We start from the raw sequence: 21,737 nt of genomic DNA on the forward strand, positions 1-21,737 counted from the left end.
CGCTCCGTATAATATTAAGCGGTTTTAAAACACCGCATACTGATACTTCCGTTCTGTATTTCTTCGTAGGTAAACTTTATTTCCTCGTTTTTATTTACCAGTCCCAGTGTATAGATCATGGGGAGATAGTGATCATTGGTAGGGATGGACAATTGTGCGTCCCTGCCGAGGGTATGATAATTTACCAGGTCGGTGAAGGCGCCCTGTTCCAGTTTTTGTTTAACCGTTTCGTCGAAGGCAATGGCCCAGTCGAATGGTTTGGCGTTATCCGTAAACACCACCTGCCGGAGATTATGCACAATGTTACCGCTGCCCATAATGAGCACGCCTTTATCCCGTAAGGCTTTCAGTTCTGCTGCCAGTTTGAAATGGTATTCCGGTGGCTGGTGATAATCGATGCTCAGCTGGAATACGGGGATATCGGCCATCGGGTACATGTGTTTCAGTACCGTCCATGAGCCGTGATCCAGGCCCCAGTGGTCATCTTCTATAACATTGGTGGAAGTGATGAGTTGTTTGGTTTCCCGGGCCAGTTCCGGTGCGCCGGGTGCGGGATATTGTACTGCGTACAGTGCTTCCGGGAATCCGCCGAAGTCGTGGATGGTTTCCGGTTGCGGGGCTACCAGTACGTGGGTGCCTTTGGTGAGCCAGTGGGCAGATATTACCAGGATAGCGCAGGGCTTTTGAGGTAAATCCTGCCCCATACTGCTGAGGGCACGTGTAAAAGGATTGTCCATGATACCGTTCATGGGGTTGCCGTGCCCGATAAACATCACGGGCATGCGGGCGCTGTTGTTGAATTCGCCGGTAATATTCCTGAGATCGCTGAGTTGCATGCTATTCCTCCTGATGGCAGCATTGCCTTTAGTGATAAAATTTATGCGAACTGGCGTAAGAAGTCCGCCAGGCTTGTTTTGTCCAGTTTATGCAGCAGTGCGCCTTCAATTTCCTGGTAGAGGTTGTCCAGATGCTGGTTGATCTGTTTCCCTACGAGGCAGTCGGGGTTGGGCTTATTTTTGCTATTTCCCAGCAGGGAAGCCTGTTGTACGGCGTGGTATACTTCTGAGAGCCGGATCTTGTCGGCCGGTTTAGCCAGGGTGGCGCCTCCGTTTTTACCTTCTTTACTTTCTATGAGCCCATGGTTGCGGAGGTTGCTGATTTCCTTGCGTACCAGTACCGGGTTGATGTTGATGCTGCCGGCAATAAAGTCGGACGACAACAGTTCCCCTTCCGCGCTGGCCATCAGCGTGAGGATATGCAGTGATATGGGAAATCTTCCGTTGTTCATTCTGTAATCGACTTTATTACAGTACAAAAATACAATAATAGGGGAGAATGGAAAAATTTATCTGTGGGTGTAGAAGTAAACCACGCTGGCAATGATGAGCACCAATACGATAAGGGCAATAACACAACCATTCCGGCTGGGCTGTTTCACTGCACTGGCCACTCCGCGGGCGCCGATGAGGGCTTCCACGGCTTCTTTGGCTTCCAGCAGGCCAATATTGGTGCCGGGGAGCTTGTTCATTTCTGTGAGGTAGTATTTAACGGCGTGCAATTTCCCGGAATGCATGCTCAGTTGTATGGCTTTTTCCTCGATGGTACGTTTAGAAACGGCGTTTTTCCGGTTTTCCGGGGTTGTTTGATCGTTAACTACCTTTTGACAGTTTTGGCAGATAAACAGTACGTGAAATGGGTCTTTTTCCGGTATGGTACGGATAAGATCCGTGCTCCCACACCAGGGACATACTTGTACAGTGCTCATTAATGGTGGAACTTTTTATTAACTGCTGCATAAGTTAATAAAAGTTTTTTAGGTTTCAGCGATAAATGCAGGAGGGGGGAGGTTGCCGATGTAAGGTGAATACTTCCCGGATGCCTCTGGGATACATAGGACATGGATAGGCATTGCACTATCCATGCACTATGTATACTGTTAGCATGCACTCCTCATGCACTATTGATGCACTCCCCATGCACTCCCCATGCACTATCGTCCCTTAAAGTTGCTTTTTCAGGTGCCCTGCAAACGCTTTTTTGAACTTTTCCAGTTTGGGTTTGATCACAAAAGTGCAATACGGCTGTGATCCGTTCTGGTTATAATAGTTCTGGTGGTAATCTTCCGCCTCATAAAAGGTGGTGAGCGGTGCAATTTCTGTCACAATAGGTTTGTCGTACGCGCCGGATTCCTGCAGTTTCTTCTTATAAAACTCCGCTTTCTCTTTCTGGGCCTCGTTATTATAGAAGATTACGCTGCGGTACTGGGTACCTACGTCGTTGCCCTGCCTGTTCAGCTGGGTAGGGTCGTGGCTCAGCCAGAACGCCTGCAGTAGTTCTTCATAGCTGATCTTTGCCGTGTCGTAAGTAACGCGGATTACTTCCGCATGGCCGGTAGTGCCGGTACATACCTGTTCGTAGGTGGGATTGGGTACATCACCGCCGGCATAGCCGGATTCTACTTTTGTTACACCGTCCAGGTACTGAAATTGCGCTTCTGTACACCAGAAGCAGCCGCCTCCAAAGGTGGCGGTAGCCGTTTTTTCCTTATTGGTTACTTCCATATCTCCAGGCACTTTGTCTTTTTTTTGCTGGGCACAGGCGGAAAACGCCATTGCAATCAGGCAAATGAATATTGAATATTTTCTCATAAAATAAAAATTTCAAGGATGCAGCTTTTTTTTATATGTCGGGAACGTAATGCTGTTAAGGGATTGCAGCCATTCCCGGCATCTTTAAAGTGGCATTCCTTTCTATAATTTACGTAATATATGATGGAGGAGACCGACAAGTTAAGTAACTTTAACATTCTTTTGCAGTTTCCAGGAACCCAGGAGCGCCCTGAAAACCTCCCAAAAGCATACGTCAGCAGCAGCAGGAACCGATAGTATAAGCCGGAATTGCCGGATAACGTTTGATAGCATAATGACAACAAAGATGAACAAGAATTAATAATTTTCCCGGATCAGCTTTCTCCGCCACCATGTTGGCAGCGCTTTTACGCGCACTTGAACGTAAACCTTTTACGCAGACACGAACAATACCTGATTGTTGGTGCCTTCTTACTTTAAATAAATTAACACTTGAAATATTTTCCTGAATCTGCGTTAATGCAGTTGGAATTCGACAAAGTACAGGCATTGCTGCAAGAGCATTGCAAAACAGAGCTCGGCAAGGAAATGGCCGCAGCACTCCGCCTGCACACGCATATAGATTACGTAAAAACTGCCCTGCAACAGGCACATGAATATAAACAACTCACCCTGTTACAGGAAAATTTCCCGAATGATTTCATCCTGAACCTCAAAAGGGAACTGCGCCTGCTGTCTATTGAAGGCGCCGTACTCACCGGGGAACAGGCCATGCTGCTGCGTAAACTGGCAGAAAGCATGCACAGCATCGTCCGGTTCTTTGATCACGACCGCCGTGCCCAGTACTCCGCATTGTATGAAGTGATCAAAGAAACCCATTACGAAAAAAAGATCACCGCTACCATTGATGAAGTGCTGGATGAACTGGGACAGGTAAGGGACAATGCTTCCCCGGAACTGGCCCGGATCCGTATTTCGCTGTACCGCAAACGTACAGAGTTGCGCCGCGTGTTTGACCGCATCCTGCAGAAGCTGCAAAAGCTCAACTACCTGGCCGACCAGGAAGAGGCTTTCCTCAACGGCCGCAGGGTAGTAGCCATTTATGCGGAGAATAAACGCATGGTAAAGGGTATTATTCATGGTGAATCCGATACACGGAAGACTTCCTTCCTGGAACCGGAAGAAACCATAGAGCTGAATAATGATATCCAGTCCCTCGAAAGAGAGGAAGGACGCGAGGTATACCGCATTCTCAAAGCCATGACGGCCGCATTAAGCGGGTTTTCCTTTTTGCTGAACGGCTATCATGAAATACTGGGCACGTTCGATTTTATCCGGGCAAAAGCCAAACTGGCGCTGGATATGGATGCGAACTACCCCATGCTGCTGCCGCATGCGCAGCTGAACCTCATACAGGCGTATCACCCGCTATTGCTGCTTTATAACCGGAAAAACCAGAAGCCTACCATCCCGGTAAGCATTAACCTGGATAAAGACGCGCATATCCTTGTGATCAGCGGACCTAATGCCGGGGGTAAAACGGTGACCCTGAAAACCATCGGGCTTATTCAGCTGATGTTGCAATCCGGGCTGCTGGTGCCGGTACACCCTTCTTCCCAGATCGGGATCTTCAAACAGCTGATGATCCATATCGGGGATACGCAATCGCTGGAGTTTGAGCTGAGTACGTACAGTTCGCATCTCAAAAACATGAAATATTTCATGGAAAACGCCAATGGCAGAACGCTGTTCTTTATAGATGAACTGGGAAGTGGGTCGGACCCCAACCTGGGCGGCGCTTTTGCGGAAGTGATCATGGAGGAACTGGCCAAGAAACATGCCTACGGCGTAGTTACCACGCACTATCTGAACCTGAAGGTAATGGCCAACAAGGTAAAAGGGATCGTTAACGGGGCAATGGGCTTCGATGAACAAACCCTGATGCCCATGTATAAGCTGATGGTGGGGAAACCCGGCAGCTCGTATACTTTTTCCATTGCGGAGCGGATCGGGCTGAACCCGTCGCTCATTGCGCGCGCCAAGAAGCTGGTGGATGAGGGGCATTTCCAGCTGGATAAGCTGCTGAACAAAGCCGAACAGGATCTGCAGAAAGTAGAAAGCAAAGAAAAGGAGCTGCAGAAATTACTGAAGGAAAACGAGCGTTTGAAGAAGGAATATGAAGTACTGGCCGACAAAGAACGCAAGCAGCAACAGTATACTTTGCTGAAATTACAGAACCAGATCAAGGAAGATGACCTGCAGTACCTGAAAGATATGGAGCGGAAGCTGAAGCAGATCGTGATAGAGTGGAAGCGTGCCGATGATAAGGAGAAAGTAATGAAGCAGGCAGAGATCCTGTTGTTCCGTCGCCGGGAGAAACAGCATACCGAACAGCTCAATAAAAAAGTACAGGACAAATTTGAGGAGATCAAGGGCCAGATTGAGGTAGGCACCCAGGTGAAAATAGTTACCAACAGGCAGGTAGGTAAAGTGCTGGAGATCCGTGATAAGCGTGCCATTGTAAAAATTGGTAACATTCCTATCAATGTGAAACTGAGTGATCTTGTGCTGGTGCAGGAAAAACCTGCCGAAAAGGTAGAGGAGGGGAAATGATATATATAATATCTATACCTGTATAGATGGTGTAACAAAACTTAATCATCTACCTTTAATAATTAATTCAAAAAATCATTTACCCGATAAAGTATTAAACCAATATGGAAGTATTAGAACGTGTTGTAACACGGAATTCGGATGTACAGGTTTATAACTGTGATTATGCAGAAGGGGCCAATTTTTTCATGGGAGAGTGGAATGGTTATGAGTGCGCAGGTGATCTGAACATACCGCATCGTCATAATGGATATAGTATAGATATATTGATCAAGGGTCGCATAACGCAGATTATTGATTTTAAGAAATACGAGATGGAAGCGCCGGCGCTCATGCTGATGGAACCTAACCAGGTGCATCAGCATGAGATGGATCCTGACGCGGAACTCATTAATCTTTACTTCACCAACGACTTCCTGGTGCCCGAAATGCAGGGAGTGGTGAGTTGCTGGCGCTGTGTATTCAGTTCCGGTATGATTCCGCTGAATCAGGAGCAGCTGGAGGAAGTATTGTCTTATGCAGATTTGATCAGGAAAGAGTATAACGGCGACAAACTGCGCAAGGATGCTATCATCCGTAACCTGCTGAATGCTTTTGTTATTGCGTGCGGACGTATTTCTGAACCTTCCGGTAACTGGATGAATGCAGAGAGTTCGCAATATAATATGGCTAGGCAGTTTAAAATGCTGGTAGACCAGCATTTTCATGAGAAAGCACAGGTTTCGGATTACGCGGAAATGTTGTACGTTTCACCGGGACATTTAAATGACACGGTGAAGGCGTTGCTGGGAAGGAATGCCAAATTTATTATTGACGAGAAACGGATTATGGAAGCAAAACGCCTGCTGTACTGGGGTGAGCACTCCATTAAGCAGATTGCGGCGCAGTTGAATTTTGAAGATGATGCCTATTTTAACCGTTTCTTTAAGAAGCATTCCGGATTCACTCCTGCATCGTTTCAAAAGAGTATCCGTGAAAAGTACAATTAAACCCGTAATAATTTAAACGTGCGTTAACTTTAAATATCTATTTTTGCATTGTGTTTAAAATAATGATGTCGCCCGTGCATCATTCTAAATTTTGAAAACCGATGAGAATTTTTTAGCGGCCGACCGCAAACCTTCAATTTCTTTTTTACAGTAGTAACAAATTGCTGTGCTCAGACGTATAATGTGCTGTAACGTTATAGGTGTCTGAGTGTTGCGGGACTACCTACATGTATTTCACAACCCGATTGCTGTCACTATATTGATTGCTGCGAAGCAAGGCTGCTGTTTATTGGCCTTGATCGTACCGGGGATTTTTATTGTTAGTCGTTTAAAACAAAGTAGTATGAAACCATTGAAATCAACATTAACCACATTGCCAGCAGGCTTACTTTATAGTTTTTTTGTTCTTTCGGTACTGTCTGCCTGCAGCACATCGCAGGCAAAGAATGAAGCACCGCCACCAGCATCTTTACCTGTAATTAAAGCAGTTACATTACCTGCTACAACATTTCAGGATTTCTCTGCTTCGGTAGAAGGAACCCGTGATGTCGAAATAAGACCACAGGTAGACGGCTATCTAACGAATATTTCAGTAGATGAAGGTGCTTACGTTAGAAAAGGTCAAACACTTTTCACGATCGACAGAAGACCTTATGTAGAACAACTCAACAATGCCACTGCAAATTTACAAGCTGCAACCGCGGCATTAGAGAATGCACAAATCAACGTTGATAAATTGAAACCGTTACTTAGTAATAATGTGGTATCGGATGTTCAATTAAAATCGGCCGAAGCAAGTTACAATTCAGCGAAAGCTAATGTTGCCCAGGCACAGGCCCAGGTAGAAACCGCCCGTATCAATCTTGGGTTCACAAATATTAGCGCACCCAGCGATGGTTACGTAGGCAGTATTCCTTTTAAAACAGGAAGCCTTGTTAGCAGAGGAATGGCAGGCGCATTGACTACTATTTCTGAAGTAAAGGATATGCGTGTTTATTTCTCTTTGAGTGAAACCGATTTCCTCAAATTCAAGGAAAAATATCCAGGTAATAGTATTGCTGAAAAAGTAAAAGGAATGCCGGCAGTAGAATTAATCCTGGCAGATGGCAGTGTTTATCCTGAAAAAGGAAAAGTTGAAATAGTGGAAGGGCAGTTTGACAAAACTATTGGTGCAATTAGTTTACGTGCCAGCTTTCCTAATGCACAGGGAGTACTTAGAAGTGGTAGTACCGGTAAAGTAAGAGTACCTACTTTACATGCTTCTGCACTGGTAATTCCCCAGGAAGCCACATTTGAACTGCAAGACAAAGTGTTCGTTTATACCGTGGCCGATAGTAATAAAATCGTTACAAAACCACTCACCATTTCTGGCAAAACGTCTAACTATTATTTTGTTACTGGTGGCGTAAAAGAAGGAGAGAAAATTGTATTATCTTCTCAATCTACCATGATGATGGGCGGTTTAAAAGATGGCGTTGTTATTCAACCACAGATGGTATCTACAGATAGCTTATTGAAAGCAAAGCCACTACTTTAAAATTAAGCGTGAAAACACGCCAGTGTTAAGAACGTTTACACAAAACATTATTCAAATTGCGACGCAGGCAGTGTTGTTATACACATGCACTGTTTGTGCTCGTGCGGACATACCGCAACCCATAATTGTTATTTATGTTAAAACGATTTATTGAAAGGCCGGTGTTATCAACGGTTATTTCTATCATATTGGTTATACTGGGAGGGTTGTCTTTATTTTCCCTGCCCACGGCTTTATTCCCTGAGATTGCGCCGCCATCTGTACAGGTTATCGCCAATTACCCTGGCGCCAACGGGGAGGTGATAGCCCGTACAGTTGCTACCCCGATAGAAGAATCGGTAAATGGTGTGGAGAACATGACGTACATGACCTCCAATTCCAATAACGATGGTAGCTACGTCCTGACAGTTTTTTTTAGACAAGGAACGGATCCTGATATTGCGGCGGTAAACGTACAAAACCGCGTATCTAAGGCCAATAGCCAGCTGCCTCCCGAAGTATTGCAAGCCGGGCTTTCTACACAGAAAGTACAGAGCAGCTTCCTGATGTTTGTGGCGATATACAGCGAGGACAGCGTTAAGTATAACGAACTGTTCTTAAATAACTATGCAAGAATTAATATCATCCCTCAGTTACAACGTATACCGGGGGTAGCACAGGTACAGCCATTTGGTTCAAAGGATTATTCGATGCGTATCTGGTTGAAACCCGACAGGCTTGTTGCTAATAATCTTTCTACAACAGAGGTGATGAATGCGATCAAAGATCAGAACGTAGAAGCTGCACCAGGGCGTTTGGGACAAAGTAGTAAAGAATCTTTCGAGTATATTATTAAGTACAAGGGAAAGTCGAACAAGCCTGAAGAGTATGAAAACATGGTGATTAAGGCAAATAACGATGGTTCTGTTCTTCGCCTTAAAGATTTGGCCAGGGTTGAACTTGGAGGCTATACTTATACTGCCTCGAATTTGCTTGATGGCAAACCGGCTACTGGTTTTGGTATTGTGCAGACACCGGGTTCCAATGCCAATGAAATTCTTACCGAACTGGAACGCCAGATTGGAGAATTTGAAAAGGCGTTACCCGATGGTATGAAGTTTAAGATCATGTACAACTCGAAGGAGTTTTTGGATGCATCTATCGACCAGGTAAAAGAAACACTGATCATTGCGTTCATCCTGGTGGCCATCGTGGTTTTCGTTTTCCTGCAAGATCTGCGCTCTACATTGATCCCGGTTATTGCTGTTCCTGTTTCGATTATAGGTACTTTCTTCTTCTTACAGTTATTCGGCTTTAGTATTAACCTGCTTACATTGTTCGCATTGGTACTGGCCATCGGTATTGTGGTGGATGATGCGATTGTGGTGGTAGAGGCCGTACACTCAACGATGGAACGTGAGCATTTACCGGCAAGAGAGGCAACAGTTAAAACGATGAGTGAGATATCCGGTGCGATTGTTTCGATCACATTGGTAATGGCAGCAGTGTTTGTACCAGTGAGCTTTGTACAAGGTCCAGCAGGGGTATTCTATAAACAATTCGCCTTTACACTGGCCATTGCTATCGTTATTTCTGCGGTGAATGCGTTAACGCTAAGCCCGGCGTTGTGTGCTTTATTCTTAAAGAATCAGCATATAGGCGAAGGTGGAGAGAAAAAAGGTTTTGGTGCCCGCTTCTTCCATGCGTTTAATACCGCTTTTAATGCAATGACGGCAAGATATATACGGAGCATCAAATTCCTGCTGAAGAACAGATGGGTGGCGATTACCGGATTATTGCTTGTGGTGGTTGCTACAGTTTTGCTGATCAAAAGAACACCTACCGGGTTTATTCCGGATGAGGATCAGGGATTTGTAGTTGGTATTACCCAAACACCTCCCGGTAGTTCACTTAGCAGAACGGAGAATGCAACGAGCCAGATCAGTAAAATTACGATGAAAGATGAGGGCGTGAGCGATGTATGGGCTGCAAATGGGATGAACTTCGTAACAAATGCGAACGCTTCCCCTAATGCTGCGATATTTGTGCGGTTAAAAGATCGTAAGGAGAGAGGTGCTGTAAAAGACCCTACTGCTATTGCCGGCGGTTTGTTAGGCAAATCAATGCAAGTACATGATGCCTTAACTTTCTTTGTTGGTTTTCCAACAATACAGGGTTTCGGTAATGTGAGCGGGGTAGAAATGATGTTGCAGGACAGAACAAACGGATCGCTGGAGAAATTAGCGGGAACGGCATGGGGTTTTATTGGTGCATTAAGTCAGCGGCCGGAAGTGGCAAGTGCGTTCACTACTTTTAATACGGGTAATCCACAATACACCATTGATATAGATGATATAAAAGTGAAACAATTGGGTGTATCTGTTGGTGATTTGTTGAATACGCTGCAAACATATTATGGTAGTAGTTTCGTTTCAGACTTTAACCGCTTCGGGAAATATAGCCGCGTAATGGCGCAGGCCGATGTTTCATACCGGATGGATAAAAGTTCGTTGGATGCTATTTACGTAAAGAATAACCTGGGTACGATGGTACCGGTAAGTACAGTGGCCAAATTCACACGTGTATATGGCCCGGAAACGGTTACACGAAACAACCTGTATAGTGCTGTTACCATTAATGCTACACCTAAGCCAGGTTATAGTACCGGTGATGTAATTACAGCCATCGGAGAAGTATCGAAAAAGGCATTGCCACAAGGATATGCCTATGAGTTTACAGGTATTACCAGGGAAGAGATAAGAGCAGGGAACCAAACTGCGTTCGTGTTTTTATTGAGTGTATTGTTCGTATTCTTCCTGCTGGCTGCACAGTATGAAAGCTATATCCTGCCACTGGCAGTAATCCTTACCGTACCTACGGGTATATTAGGCGTATATAGTTTCATTGGCCTTAGCGGCATAGAAGGCAATATCTATGTACAAATAGGTATGATCATGTTGATAGGATTATTGGCAAAAAATGCGATCCTGATCGTGGAGTTTGCCATACAACGGCGAAGGGCGGGTTATAAGCTTGTTGATGCGGCTTTGGAAGCAGCACAGCTTCGTCTTCGTCCAATATTGATGACTTCCTTTGCCTTTATTGTTGGTATGTTGCCATTAATCTTTACACAAGGTGCATCTGCCAAAGGAAATCATTCGATCGGTTGGAGTACTGTAGGTGGTATGCTTACCGGGGTGGTCCTGGGGGTATTCATCATACCTGTGCTGTTTGTAATTTTCCAGTTCCTGCAAGAGAAAATCAGCCGCAAGCCGATAGTGGAAGTGGAAGAAGGACATGAGGCAAAACTGGTACACTAAAAGATTACCATTATCTATTATCAGAATCAGAAAAAAGACAAATGAAAACAAGTTATAGCTCATTTTTAATTCTGTTGTCCTTAGTTGTAGGATTAGCAGCTTGCCGGGTAGGCCGCAATTACGAGCGGCCCCCGGTGGCGCTGCCACAGCAGTTCAATAATGACACTGCGCCTTCAGACACCAGCAGTATAGCAGAAATAGAATGGAAGAAATTTTTTACAGATGCCACCTTGCAGCAGCTGATCAGCCAGGCCCTCACCGGCAACTATGATCTGCAGCTGGCGGTGAAAAAAGTAGAAACGGCACAGGCCTATCTGAAACAGGCCAAAGTAGCCTGGTTACCGGCTTTTACGGCTACTGCATCGGGTAGTACCAACTTCCCTTCCAAGAATAGTTTCAATGGATTGAACCTTTCTGTTAATAACCTCGGCGACCATATCGAAGATTTTAACATCGGTGTAGGTATGTCGTGGGAAATTGATATCTGGGGTAAAATAAAACGTCAGAAAGAAGCTGCACTGGCCAGCTATCTGCAATCATACGAAGGTGAGCACGCCGTGCAAACCGGGCTGGTAGCAGCAATAGCCAACAGTTACTTCAACCTGCTGATGCTGGACAACCAGCTCAGTGTGGCCCGCAGAAACCTGGCGCTCAGCGACACCATCGTAAAGATGATCCGCCTGCAGAAAAACGCCGGTGAAGTAACCGAGCTGGGTGTACAACAGGCCATTTCGCAGCAGCAAACTGCGGAACTGCTGATACCACAGCTGGAACAAGGTATTGCCATCCAGGAAAATGCGTTGCGCATTTTAACCGGTGAGCTACCGTCAACGATTACACGTAGCAGTAAACTGAGCGACTTCCAGGTAACGGAATCATTGCCGGCAGGTATTCCCGCCGCCATGATCAGCCGCCGCCCGGATGTACGCGCCAGCGAAATGGGACTGGTAGCCGCCAATGCACAGGTAGGCGTGGCGCAGGGTAGCATGTATCCTACGCTCACCATCACCGGCAGCGGTGGATTGAATGCCTTCAAAGCCAGCACCTGGTTTAATCTTCCTGCTTCCCTGTTTGGTACAGTGGCCGGAAGCGTGGCACAGCCTATCTTCCAGCGCCGTCAGTTAAAAACGCAACTGGAAGTAGCTAAAATCCAGCGTGAACAGGCCGTGATCCAATTTAAACAATCGGCCCTCATAGCAGTAGGAGAGGTAAGTGACGCATTGGTAAAGCTGGACAAAGTAAAGGTGCAGCAGGAAATTGCGGTTCGCCAGGTAAATACTTCCCAGCTGGCCGTGCAACAGGCCCAACTGCTGTTCCGCAGTGGTATGGCTAACTACCTCGAAGTAATCACCGCACAGTCGCGTTCCCTGCAGGCCGAACTGGCCCAGGCCGACATAGACCGCCAGCGCCTCAGCGCGATGGTAGACCTGTACCGCTCCCTGGGCGGTGGCTGGAAATAGTCGCAGCAAATGACGGATCAAAGCGAAAGACCATCAGCAGAGCTTTTGAATCACTACAAGAAACAGATCGCTTAGGTCCGTCATTTTCATCATATCATCCCGGTTTACGTGTTGTAAGCCGGGATTTTTATTTCGGGAACCCTTGCTGCTGGCGGATTTTAAAAATAATCAACGAATTTTTTTTTATTTTCAATTTCTTTTATACTTTTGCGTCCCTGGAGAGTTGGCAGAGCGGTCGATTGCGGCAGTCTTGAAAACTGTTGACTGTAACAGGTCCCGGGGTTCGAATCCCTGACTCTCCGCAAAAAGCGACACAAAATTCATGATTGGATTTTGTGTCGCTTTTTCATTTTTAAGAAAGGTGTTTATCAGGTGTTTTAGATTTGAAAGCCAGGGCGGCAAGTCAAACATCCTTAAGCCGGGACTTGCTTTTATATGAACGTTTAGGGCTTCGGTTTTTTGCCCGAATTAGCTATACTCATTGCTTCTTATGTAGTAAAGGTTCACATACCAATCAACACCGTCTAACTTATCAAAGGCGGCTTTTGTTTTTTATTCGCCAATATGTTTGATGATGGGGGCAAACCAGTGGGAAAAAAAGAGGCAAAACACGGGAAGAAATGTCATATGTGCACGTGTTTCCGAATGCGTTTTCACACAAAAGTATTTTCAAGAAGAATTCGCACATAAAAGCTGTTTGTATGATTGTCAGTGCTGATTATCCGGAAAGTTTTTTGAAACAGGACGCTCAACAGTTTCGGTTTTTTATTCGACAATGACAATTAGTTTTTGATTGAAGAAATTATGATGGACGATATTTTACGAACTGTAAACGAAATTGTAAAAAGAGAAGAACCGATTCGTGTATAATTAACCATGTTAACCAATTCCCTTAGTGCCCTATTTCCCCGGGATGAAAACCTGCAAGAAGAATTTTGTTGATTTGCTTTGGCTGCTTGATTTTACTATATTGGTCAAAACTAACCTTACCTTACTCAATTTCTCAAAACCGATAATGATGGCCGCCATTAAACGCACTGCTTATTCCATTCTATTATTTTGTCTTTCTGCTCAGATTTCAATAGCCCAGGTTATCAAGTTACCAACCAGGTGGACAAAAGCTGCTATAGAAGCCCCAATTCCTTTTCCGGAATATCCACGCCCGCAATTGGAGCGCAAAGACTGGCTGTGTCTGAACGGTAAATGGGATTATATTGGAGGCGAAGCAACGGCAAACGCATTGAACCCTTCAAAGCCAATCAGTTTTGGAGGAAAGACGGAACAAATCCTTGTGCCCTATTGTCCTGAGGCTCTGCTCTCAGGCATCGGGCGAAAACAGGAAGTCAATATGTGGTACAAAAAGAGTTTTGAGATCCCGTCGACCTGGAAAGACAAGCAGGTACTGCTTCATTTTGATGCGGTCGACCATGATGCCACTATATTTGTCAACGGAGAAAAAGCAGGAAGTCATGCCGGTGGTTATGACGCCTTCAGCCTGGATATTACGCCATTTTTAAAACAGGGCAATAATACCCTAATTGTTGCGGCCCATGATCCAAATGACGGACGGACGCCTTCAGGTAAAAACGGCCCGCGCGGGGATTATACCTTCACATCGGGAATCTGGCAGACGGTATGGATGGAACCCGTCAACAAAAACTATATCAAAAACATCCGGATAACGCCCGATCTGGCAAACAGCCGCCTCAAACTGTTGGTAAACGCAGGCACTTCTCAGGTATCAGCAGTTGCGCTTGATGGAAAAAAAGTAGTAGCTGAAGCGACAGGTTCATCCGGAACTGCATTTTATATTCCCATTAAAAACCCTAAGTTATGGAGCCCTGAAGATCCTTTTCTATATGATCTGAAACTTACCCTGAAGGATAAAAGCGGCAATGTTACCGACGAAGTTAACAGCTACTTTGGCATGCGCGACATCAAACTGGGTAAAGTTGATGGTGTAGTGAGGCCCTTATTAAACGGAAAATTCGTTATGCAGGTTGGTCTGCTCGATCAGGGCTACTGGCCAGATGGTATTTCGACCGCACCAACTGAAGAAGCCTTAAAATATGATGTAGAGTTTACCAAAAAGGCCGGATTTAACCTCATCAGGAAACACATGAAAACCGAGCCTAAACGTTTCTATTACTGGGCAGACAAGCTCGGTATAATGGTATGGCAGGACATGCCGGCCATCTGGTACCAGCACGAAGACACAGCTAAAAACAGGACGACCTTTCGCAAAGAACTCAAAGCCATGATAGACGACCAATACAATTCTCCGTCCATTATTACCTGGGTTCCGTTCAATGAAAACTGGGGCGCATTTGATGTTAAGGAAATTACCGATTGGGTAAAGCAATATGATCCATCGAGGCTGGTAAACGGCAACTCTGGCTTTAATAACAATCCCGGTTACCAGAAAGCGGCAGGAGATCCAGGCAACGGAGATTTTGTAGATACACATATTTACATCGGACCCAACGACGCTTCACAACCCGATGAGAAGCGGGCAGCATCCTTAGGTGAATTTGGAGGAGTAGGTTTGTTTGTAAGGGGACATATGTGGCCAGTAGAAAATAATGCTTATGATTACCAACCGACAAAAAACGCATTGACCGACAAGTATGTACTCCTGATGGACCAGGTCGAGCAGCTGATGAAGTATAAGGGGCTGAGCGTTGCGGTGTATACGCAAACCACCGATGTGGAACATGAAGTGAACGGACTGCTGACCTACGATCGTGCTGTCGAAAAGATGGACGTGGAAAGGGTCAGAGAAGTGAATCAGGCTGTACTGGATGCAGGCAAAAAGCTGAACCGATAGGACATTTCTTGTCCAATTTGGAGAAACAACATTAGTTAAACCGTAATAAATATGACCTCGTTGCCAGTTGGTGCTTGAAGTTGGGATTATTCGATATGTGGCCACCTGCTTCGCATCACCGCGTTCAGTCACAGACTCAGGTTAGTACAGGATGCAAATCCAAATCAATATGTCTATTTTTAGCATCTAACCACATACGACAACCCAGCCATGAACAAATTCAGATTATTGATAGCAGTCCGGATTTTTGCTTTTTCAATTTTTGTCATTCAAAATTCCTATGCCTTCCAGTCACAACCTTCAAAAATTGACCGTAAAGCTGTCGTAACCAGACATAACATAACGATCACTGATAGAGACTTAAAGGGTCCGGGTCAGGTGGGTAATGGTGAATTCGCTTATGGTTTCGATATTACCGGTATGCAAACCTTTACGCAATCCGGCAATACGATGTCTAACTGGGGCTGGCACAAGTTTCCCTTACCCACCTCCGAAACCCCTGCCGACTTTAAAGGACAGGAATGGAATACACAAGGTCGTATGGTCAGGTACGACATCCAAAACAAGGAGCAGGAAAAACTGTCTGACTGGATGAGGGGCAACCCGCAACGTATCCATCTGGGAAGATTAGGCCTCATCCTAAAAAGAAAAGATGGAACCATGGCCGTGCTAAACGATCTGCAAAATCCAGTTCAAAAAATAGATCTCTGGACAGGAATAGCCACGAGTACATTTGAACTCGAAGGGCGGAAGATAAAAGTAACAACCGTTGGCCATCCTACACAAGACGCCATAGCCATCAAAATTGAAGCAGACAATCTGAATGATGGTCTGATTGGTGCGTTTCTTGAATTTCCTTATGCTTCGATGGCTGAATTTGGAAATGGTGCTGACTGGAACAATCCAGGTAAACATACTACAGAAGCCGTATTTTCCAGTGGGCATACAGATTTCCATAGAAAGCTGGACGATACAGAATACGATGTACGGCTGCAATGGAAAAATGGAGGAACGATAAAAGAGACGAAAGCGCACAGATATGAACTTCAATTCGCAGGTAAAGACCAGGCAGAAATCAGCCTTTCTTTTTCCAAAAAGCCTATAAAATCTGACTTACCAACTTTCCAGCAAACCAATAATGAGAGTATTAAAAAATGGGAGAAATTCTGGAAAAGTGGTGGAGCAATAGACCTTTCTGAAAGTAGGGATCCGAGGTGGAAAGAGCTGGAAAGACGTATCGTGCTCTCACAATATGTTATGGCAATTAATGAAGCAGGTTCTCTGCCACCACAGGAAAGTGGCCTGGTAAATAATGGCTGGTATGGTAAATATCATTATGAAATGATCTGGTGGCACGGTACGCATTATGCTCTTTGGGACAGATGGCCGCTGCTTGATCCAGGTATGAAGGCATACGGAGATCATCTGGAATCATCTGTAGCGAGGGCAAAAAAACAAGGTTACGATGGTGCCAGATGGCCCAAAACCATTGGTGATCAGGCTCGTTGGGAATGGCCATTGGAAATCACTGCCTTGTTGATCTGGCAGCAACCACATCCCATATTCTTTGCCGAACTGGATTACAGGTCTCATCCCAATGCAAAAACCCTCAATAAATGGAAGGATGTGGTGTTGCAATCTGCTGATTTTATGGCTTCATATGCGCATTACAATAAAGATCAAAACCGGTATATACTAGGTTACCCATTACAGGTAGTATCGGAAAATGCGGATCCTCGCACGACCATCAACCCTACATTTGAACTTAGCTATTGGCGCACAGGGTTAAAAATTGCACAAGAATGGCGTAAAAGATTGAAAATGCCTGTAAGCACAAAATATGCTGATGTACTTGCGAAACTTTCTCCACTCCCCGTTAAGGATGGGCTGTATGTTTCCTGGGAAAACATCAATGACATGTGGAAGAACTACACCTTTGAACATCCGGCCTTGATTGGTGCATACGGCATGTTGCCAGGTGATGGCGTAGATGTACCCACGATGGAAAGGACATTTAAAAAAGTTGGTGAAACCTGGAAGTTCAGTCATACCTGGGGATGGGACTTTCCTATGCTCGCTATGTGTGCCGCAAAACTTGGACAAGGCGGGAAAGCAATAGATTATTTGCTCAACTACCCCGGCTTTCGTTTGGAAGAACATGGTTTGGTTGATGGGGGTGGCCCTTTCCCTTATTTCCCAGGCAATGGCGGTTTGCTCTATGCTATAGCCATGATGACTGCCGGTTGGGATGGTGCACCTGCAGGTAATGCTCCGGGCTTTCCTAAAGATGGTTCATGGGTTGTAAAATGGGAAGGATTAAAAAAAGCACTATAAAAGAATCATCCTGGATCCCCTTTCTTCCGTTTTCAGTTTGCAGGTGCGGGGCACCTGCTCAGGATTGTTTCCGCATGCTTTGCCTGATCTTTTCCCTGTGTTGCCCTCCCCAGGCACTTAGTTCACCTATCAGGGTTTTTAAGGTCCGGCTATATTCGGTTGCTTCATAAATAATAGTTACCGGCGTAGTCGGATATACCGTACGTTTGATAAAGTCGTTCAATTCCAGATCTTTTAACTCTTTGGCTAATATCCTGGATGATATGCCAGTGACTTCATGCTGAATTTCATTAAAGCGCTTTGATGATTGCACCAGGCAAAGGATCAGGGCCAGTTTCCACCTTCCATTAATAACAGATAGTGCATCAAGGACGTTTTTGAGCGAGCCTGCGCATGCCTCATTGTCTGGCAGGGGCTCATTTATAATCATCTTCATAGATACAAATGTAATTACATTACCTAAGTGTAAGCGCTTCCCTTTGGGTAAGTACCTCCTTTTGACCAGCTGGTAACCATAGTTTTGCCTTTGATAATTCGGGTGAAAGGATTCTTTCATTCCCGGAATTTAGAATTGATTATATTATTAACAGGTAAATTTTTATGAAACATATCCTTCATTTAATTTCAAGTTTACAAGGGAAAGGATCGCATAGCATTCAGCTGGGTCAAGCTATCGTTGAAAAAATTCAGGAAAAATATCCAGGCAGTACACTTGAAGAATTAAACCTGGTCGATATTGAAATACCACATCTTAGCCCTGCTGTTCTTCGTACATTCTTTCTTCCCGGAGAGCAGCTGACTGAAGAAGAAAAGGAGTCCATCCGTTTTTCTGACGAGATGGTTAAACAGTTATTAGCTGCAGATATCATTGTGATTGGCGCACCGCTTTACAACTTTACTATTCACACATCTTTAAAGGCCTGGATTGATCACATTACGAGGGCGGGAATAACTTTTGGGTATGGTGAAAATGGTCCTGTTGGAAAGGTAACAGGAAAAAAAGTTTATGTTGCAATGTCTTCAGGAGGTGTTTATTCTGAAGGCCCTGGTAAGGCCAACGACTTTGTTGCTCCTTATTTGAATGCTTTTCTCGGCTTTTTAGGTATGACAGATTTGACGGTATTCCGTGCTGAAGGATTAAAAGTGCCGGGAGTGAAGGAGTATGCTATGGAGAAAGCAATTGATAGTATAAGAATTGATTAAGATCTTCACAGAATCCCGATCCGGGTTCGACTGTAATCCCTGACTCTCCGCAAAAAAACGACACAAAATTCATGATTGGATTTTGTGTCGCTTTTTCATTTTCAGGAAGTGTTTACCGGGGCAATATCCCTGCTTATATTAATCAGAGTTTTGCCTTTGCATCATTCAACAGTGACAACAATTGAATAATATCCCCATCCTTCATAATGACAAAGGACTTGTCATCAAATCGCGCCAGTTTTAAAAAGGTGGACCATTGTTTTTTTGAATAAAAGCAGCCTGCTTCTAAGCCGCCGCGGCTTTTATATTCAATTTCGGTATATACTTCCGGCGTGGTCGGCATTATCTTATCTTTTATAATGTTCAAAGATTTAATTAGTGCATCAACCTCATCCATATCAAGCAAACCTATTTTTGTATCAGATGAATATGCCCCGGAATAAGCATATTCAAAACGCACTGCCTTGGTGGTTTCTCCGCCAATCAGGTCTGTAAATTGGGCAACTTGAATCAGGCAGCCCCTCAGCGAGCCAATATCCATAAATTGTTTTTGTATCAGAGAACCCGATTTGTTTGAAAAAAGCTCTGCTTTGCTTTTTTGTTCTTTTAGATCTGTATCCGGTTTCGCCGTTTGGGAACAGGCCGGATAAAATGGGGCAATAATTATCAAAATAAAAATTACTTTTTTCATAATTGATGGAGGTTTACTAGAATATAATTAATAACCGGGGTGGGAACATTAGTTACGAAAGCGACGAGTCCGGAACTTTTGCCTGAACTTTTTCTGAATCATACCAATCAACAGTCTTATGAAGTATTTCTGCAAATCTAAAGATGTCATCGATAGTTAGAATCTCTGTCCTCGTTTCCTTTTTTTGCTCATCGAAAGTGCCAATATATTTTCGTGAACCGTTAAAATACAATCTGCATATCGTTTTTCGATTATTGTCATCCAGTAGTATTGCGAAATAGGATTGCGCATCCCGATATACTATCCTGGCGGGCTTTATCTTTTGGCGGAGAATTGTTTTTACAATCATGTAGCCTTCCTTTTCTTCCTCAGTAGTTTCAATCACTGAACCCTTTTCTTCAGTATTTGTTGCTACTAATTCCTTTTCAGGATCAGATTGCTCAGTATCATTTTCTTTTTTCAGCGCGGATTTAAGCCTTTCAGTTATCAGATCATTGATGTATTGTTGTATCGACTTCTTAATCAGCGCACCGAATTGCTCAACAATTTTTGAAGTTAACATTCCCCTGTATATCTGTTTGGAGAAGAGTTTAATCAATCCTTCAGAGGGATTTTGAAACTCAACATTTATCAACGTTTTGAGCTCATTCATATATTTTAGATCGCTCGCGGTAGTTTGAATGCTTTCTATATTGAAATAGGACTTGTGAAATTTCTTTAGTTCTTCGATCTGGTTATCTTTTATATCCGTAACATTGAATTCGAAGAATGGCTTTTCATCCATTTTATTCTGCTCTGCAAGATCTGTATAAAACCGGTAAATGATTCCGTTGGATAACAGGCCGAATTTAGCGGTGGTAGTATGGAAATACCGGAAAAGCTGGGAGTTATGCGGATCCAGGCTTTCTCCCCAATGTTTGCATTCAATGAGTATGGAAGGCTTGCCTTCTTTCAGGATCGCATAATCGACTTTTTCGCCTTTCTTGATCCCGATATCCGCAATGAATTCCGGCATTACCTCAAAAGGGTCAAATACATCGTAGCCCAGCACTTTAATGAAGGGCATGATAAAAGCATTCTTGGTTGCTTCTTCTGTTTGAATCTGGTTTTTAAGCTTTTCTACTTTGTCGCCGAAGAGCTTAATTTCATCTTTAAAATCCATAGGAGTTTTTTTTCGATATTAGTGTTGACAGAAACTTTATCCTTCAAATCCTTTTCCAAGGGCATCGAGCCGTCGCATCTGTAAGTTCATGTGATGCAGCACAACCTTTTCATAATCATTAGACCTGTCGCCCATTTTACTGAATAGTACCAGCATCTCTATAAACAGGAAAAACAGCACCCACAGCAGCCAGAAAGCCAATGCAACGTAAGATGCGGATAACATCCGCGTCATAATCGTTAACTCATCCAGAAATCCTGTACTTGCTTTCATTTCCTTTTCAAGCGCAGGCTTGATGTGGAGCAAATCGTTTTCTTTTAGGGTTCTTTGTTGCCGCATAACGCCAATGGTAGAGTCAAGGGGCGTCAGCAATGCTATTTTGGGATTTGATACCAGCACGGTTCCTACAGTACGGTCACTTGTCGTTTTCCAGATAGTGGTGTCTTTTCCGGAAGATGTTACTGTTTGCACAGGCATTCTTTTTGTTGCCGTTGTTGTAGTTATGGCAGTTGTGGTTGGATGTTTACTGATATCCTCCACGTAATTATCTCTCTCCTGTTCTTTTTTACTAATCGTTGTATCCAGGGCTGCAATCTGCTTTCTTAATTCTTCCGTTTTCGAGGGTAATAATCTGTCTACTTTTTCTGAGACGTAGGAAATCTTCTCGATCTCAATATCTTTCTCAAACAATATCTGGTCGATGATTACCGCGCCCAGGATAGACATCATGAAAGCCAGGCAACCCCTGAAAATAAGCAGCAGCCGGCCGGGATTGATGGATAAGACAATCTGTTTTTCTACCTGTACAATGATTACGATTGAGAGCATTCCTGCCAGCATGCAACCCGGCAGGCCAAGCGACAGGTAGCGATGCGCAAAGGTAAAACCAATAAAAAACCACAGTATGCAAACGATCAGCATGGCTGCGGTATACTTCTTCACGGATTTAAAAGCGGCTTCGCTGCAGTTGCGCAGGATGCTGTAGTTGTATCCGGTCATGAAGCAGCCGAAACGGACCCAGAGATGTTTCATAA

General features: G+C 44.4%; 16 protein-coding genes and 1 tRNA gene. 9 read left to right on the forward strand and 8 right to left on the reverse strand.

The annotated features are described in order from the left end of the window. Window positions 1–14 precede the first annotated feature (14 nt). From ygiD to msrA, 4 genes are all read right to left on the reverse strand, one after another. Window positions 15–836 (reverse strand): 4,5-DOPA-extradiol-dioxygenase, encoded by an 822-nt coding sequence (gene ygiD, locus B5Z18_RS30695; protein WP_079473397.1) that lies wholly within the window; start codon window positions 834–836, stop codon window positions 15–17. A 41-nt stretch (window positions 837–877) separates the two neighbouring features. Next, window positions 878–1,288, reverse strand: coding sequence for an Rrf2 family transcriptional regulator (locus B5Z18_RS30700; RefSeq protein ID WP_079473398.1), 411 nt, complete (start codon window positions 1,286–1,288; stop codon window positions 878–880). A 57-nt stretch (window positions 1,289–1,345) separates the two neighbouring features. Then, window positions 1,346–1,765, reverse strand: a complete 420-nt coding sequence (locus B5Z18_RS30705) for a hypothetical protein (protein WP_079473399.1) — start codon at window positions 1,763–1,765, stop codon at window positions 1,346–1,348. 235 nt (window positions 1,766–2,000) lie between these two features. Then, a complete protein-coding gene (gene msrA, locus B5Z18_RS30710; RefSeq protein WP_310009564.1) occupies window positions 2,001–2,648 on the reverse strand; it encodes a peptide-methionine (S)-S-oxide reductase MsrA in 648 nt (215 codons plus the stop codon). Between the two features lie 432 nt (window positions 2,649–3,080). On the opposite strand from msrA, the gene B5Z18_RS30715 reads away from it, so the two are divergent. The 8 genes from B5Z18_RS30715 (at window position 3,081) to B5Z18_RS30750 (ending at window position 17,647) form a co-directional block, all read left to right on the forward strand. After that, complete coding sequence (locus tag B5Z18_RS30715) at window positions 3,081–5,201, forward strand: endonuclease MutS2 (protein ID WP_079473400.1); 2,121 nt, start codon at window positions 3,081–3,083, stop codon at window positions 5,199–5,201. 104 nt (window positions 5,202–5,305) lie between these two features. Then, complete coding sequence (locus tag B5Z18_RS30720) at window positions 5,306–6,190, forward strand: helix-turn-helix domain-containing protein (RefSeq protein WP_079473401.1); 885 nt, start codon at window positions 5,306–5,308, stop codon at window positions 6,188–6,190. Window positions 6,191–6,533: 343 nt separating this feature from the next. Beyond that, entirely contained in the window at window positions 6,534–7,727 is a 1,194-nt protein-coding gene (locus B5Z18_RS30725; RefSeq protein ID WP_079473402.1) for an efflux RND transporter periplasmic adaptor subunit, read from the forward strand. Between the two features lie 134 nt (window positions 7,728–7,861). Further along, entirely contained in the window at window positions 7,862–11,026 is a 3,165-nt protein-coding gene (locus B5Z18_RS30730; RefSeq protein ID WP_079473403.1) for an efflux RND transporter permease subunit, read from the forward strand. Between the two features lie 41 nt (window positions 11,027–11,067). Beyond that, a complete protein-coding gene (locus B5Z18_RS30735) occupies window positions 11,068–12,486 on the forward strand; it encodes an efflux transporter outer membrane subunit (protein ID WP_079473404.1) in 1,419 nt (472 codons plus the stop codon). A 217-nt stretch (window positions 12,487–12,703) separates the two neighbouring features. Further along, window positions 12,704–12,788 (forward strand) — tRNA-Ser (locus B5Z18_RS30740). A 611-nt stretch (window positions 12,789–13,399) separates the two neighbouring features. Further along, window positions 13,400–15,313 carry a glycoside hydrolase family 2 protein gene (locus tag B5Z18_RS30745; RefSeq protein WP_235016088.1) on the forward strand — a complete coding sequence of 638 codons (1,914 nt, stop codon included), beginning with the start codon at window positions 13,400–13,402 and terminating at the stop codon, window positions 15,311–15,313. Between the two features lie 210 nt (window positions 15,314–15,523). Next, window positions 15,524–17,647 (forward strand): hypothetical protein, encoded by a 2,124-nt coding sequence (locus B5Z18_RS30750; protein WP_200817393.1) that lies wholly within the window; start codon window positions 15,524–15,526, stop codon window positions 17,645–17,647. 58 nt (window positions 17,648–17,705) lie between these two features. On the opposite strand, the gene B5Z18_RS30755 is transcribed toward B5Z18_RS30750, so the two are convergent. Further along, a complete protein-coding gene (locus B5Z18_RS30755) occupies window positions 17,706–18,083 on the reverse strand; it encodes a winged helix-turn-helix transcriptional regulator (protein ID WP_200817394.1) in 378 nt (125 codons plus the stop codon). A gap of 164 nt (window positions 18,084–18,247) precedes the next feature. Between B5Z18_RS30755 and B5Z18_RS30760 the strand changes: the two genes are divergently transcribed. After that, window positions 18,248–18,850, forward strand: a complete 603-nt coding sequence (locus B5Z18_RS30760; protein ID WP_079473406.1) for an FMN-dependent NADH-azoreductase — start codon at window positions 18,248–18,250, stop codon at window positions 18,848–18,850. 142 nt (window positions 18,851–18,992) lie between these two features. On the opposite strand, the gene B5Z18_RS30765 is transcribed toward B5Z18_RS30760, so the two are convergent. The 3 genes from B5Z18_RS30765 to B5Z18_RS30775 are packed head-to-tail and all read right to left on the reverse strand — an operon-like array spanning window position 18,993 to window position 21,735. Next, the gene (locus tag B5Z18_RS30765) at window positions 18,993–19,541 is read right to left on the reverse strand and encodes a hypothetical protein (protein WP_079473407.1); all 549 of its coding nucleotides are present in this window, start codon (window positions 19,539–19,541) and stop codon (window positions 18,993–18,995) included. A gap of 52 nt (window positions 19,542–19,593) precedes the next feature. Further along, window positions 19,594–20,703 carry a type I restriction endonuclease gene (locus B5Z18_RS30770; RefSeq protein WP_079473408.1) on the reverse strand — a complete coding sequence of 370 codons (1,110 nt, stop codon included), beginning with the start codon at window positions 20,701–20,703 and terminating at the stop codon, window positions 19,594–19,596. 36 nt (window positions 20,704–20,739) lie between these two features. Beyond that, entirely contained in the window at window positions 20,740–21,735 is a 996-nt protein-coding gene (locus B5Z18_RS30775) for a DUF4407 domain-containing protein (protein WP_079473409.1), read from the reverse strand. Window positions 21,736–21,737: the final 2 nt, after the last annotated feature.

The organism is Chitinophaga ginsengisegetis, from assembly GCF_900168065.1.
GTDB classification, from domain to species: Bacteria; Bacteroidota; Bacteroidia; order Chitinophagales; family Chitinophagaceae; genus Chitinophaga; species Chitinophaga ginsengisegetis.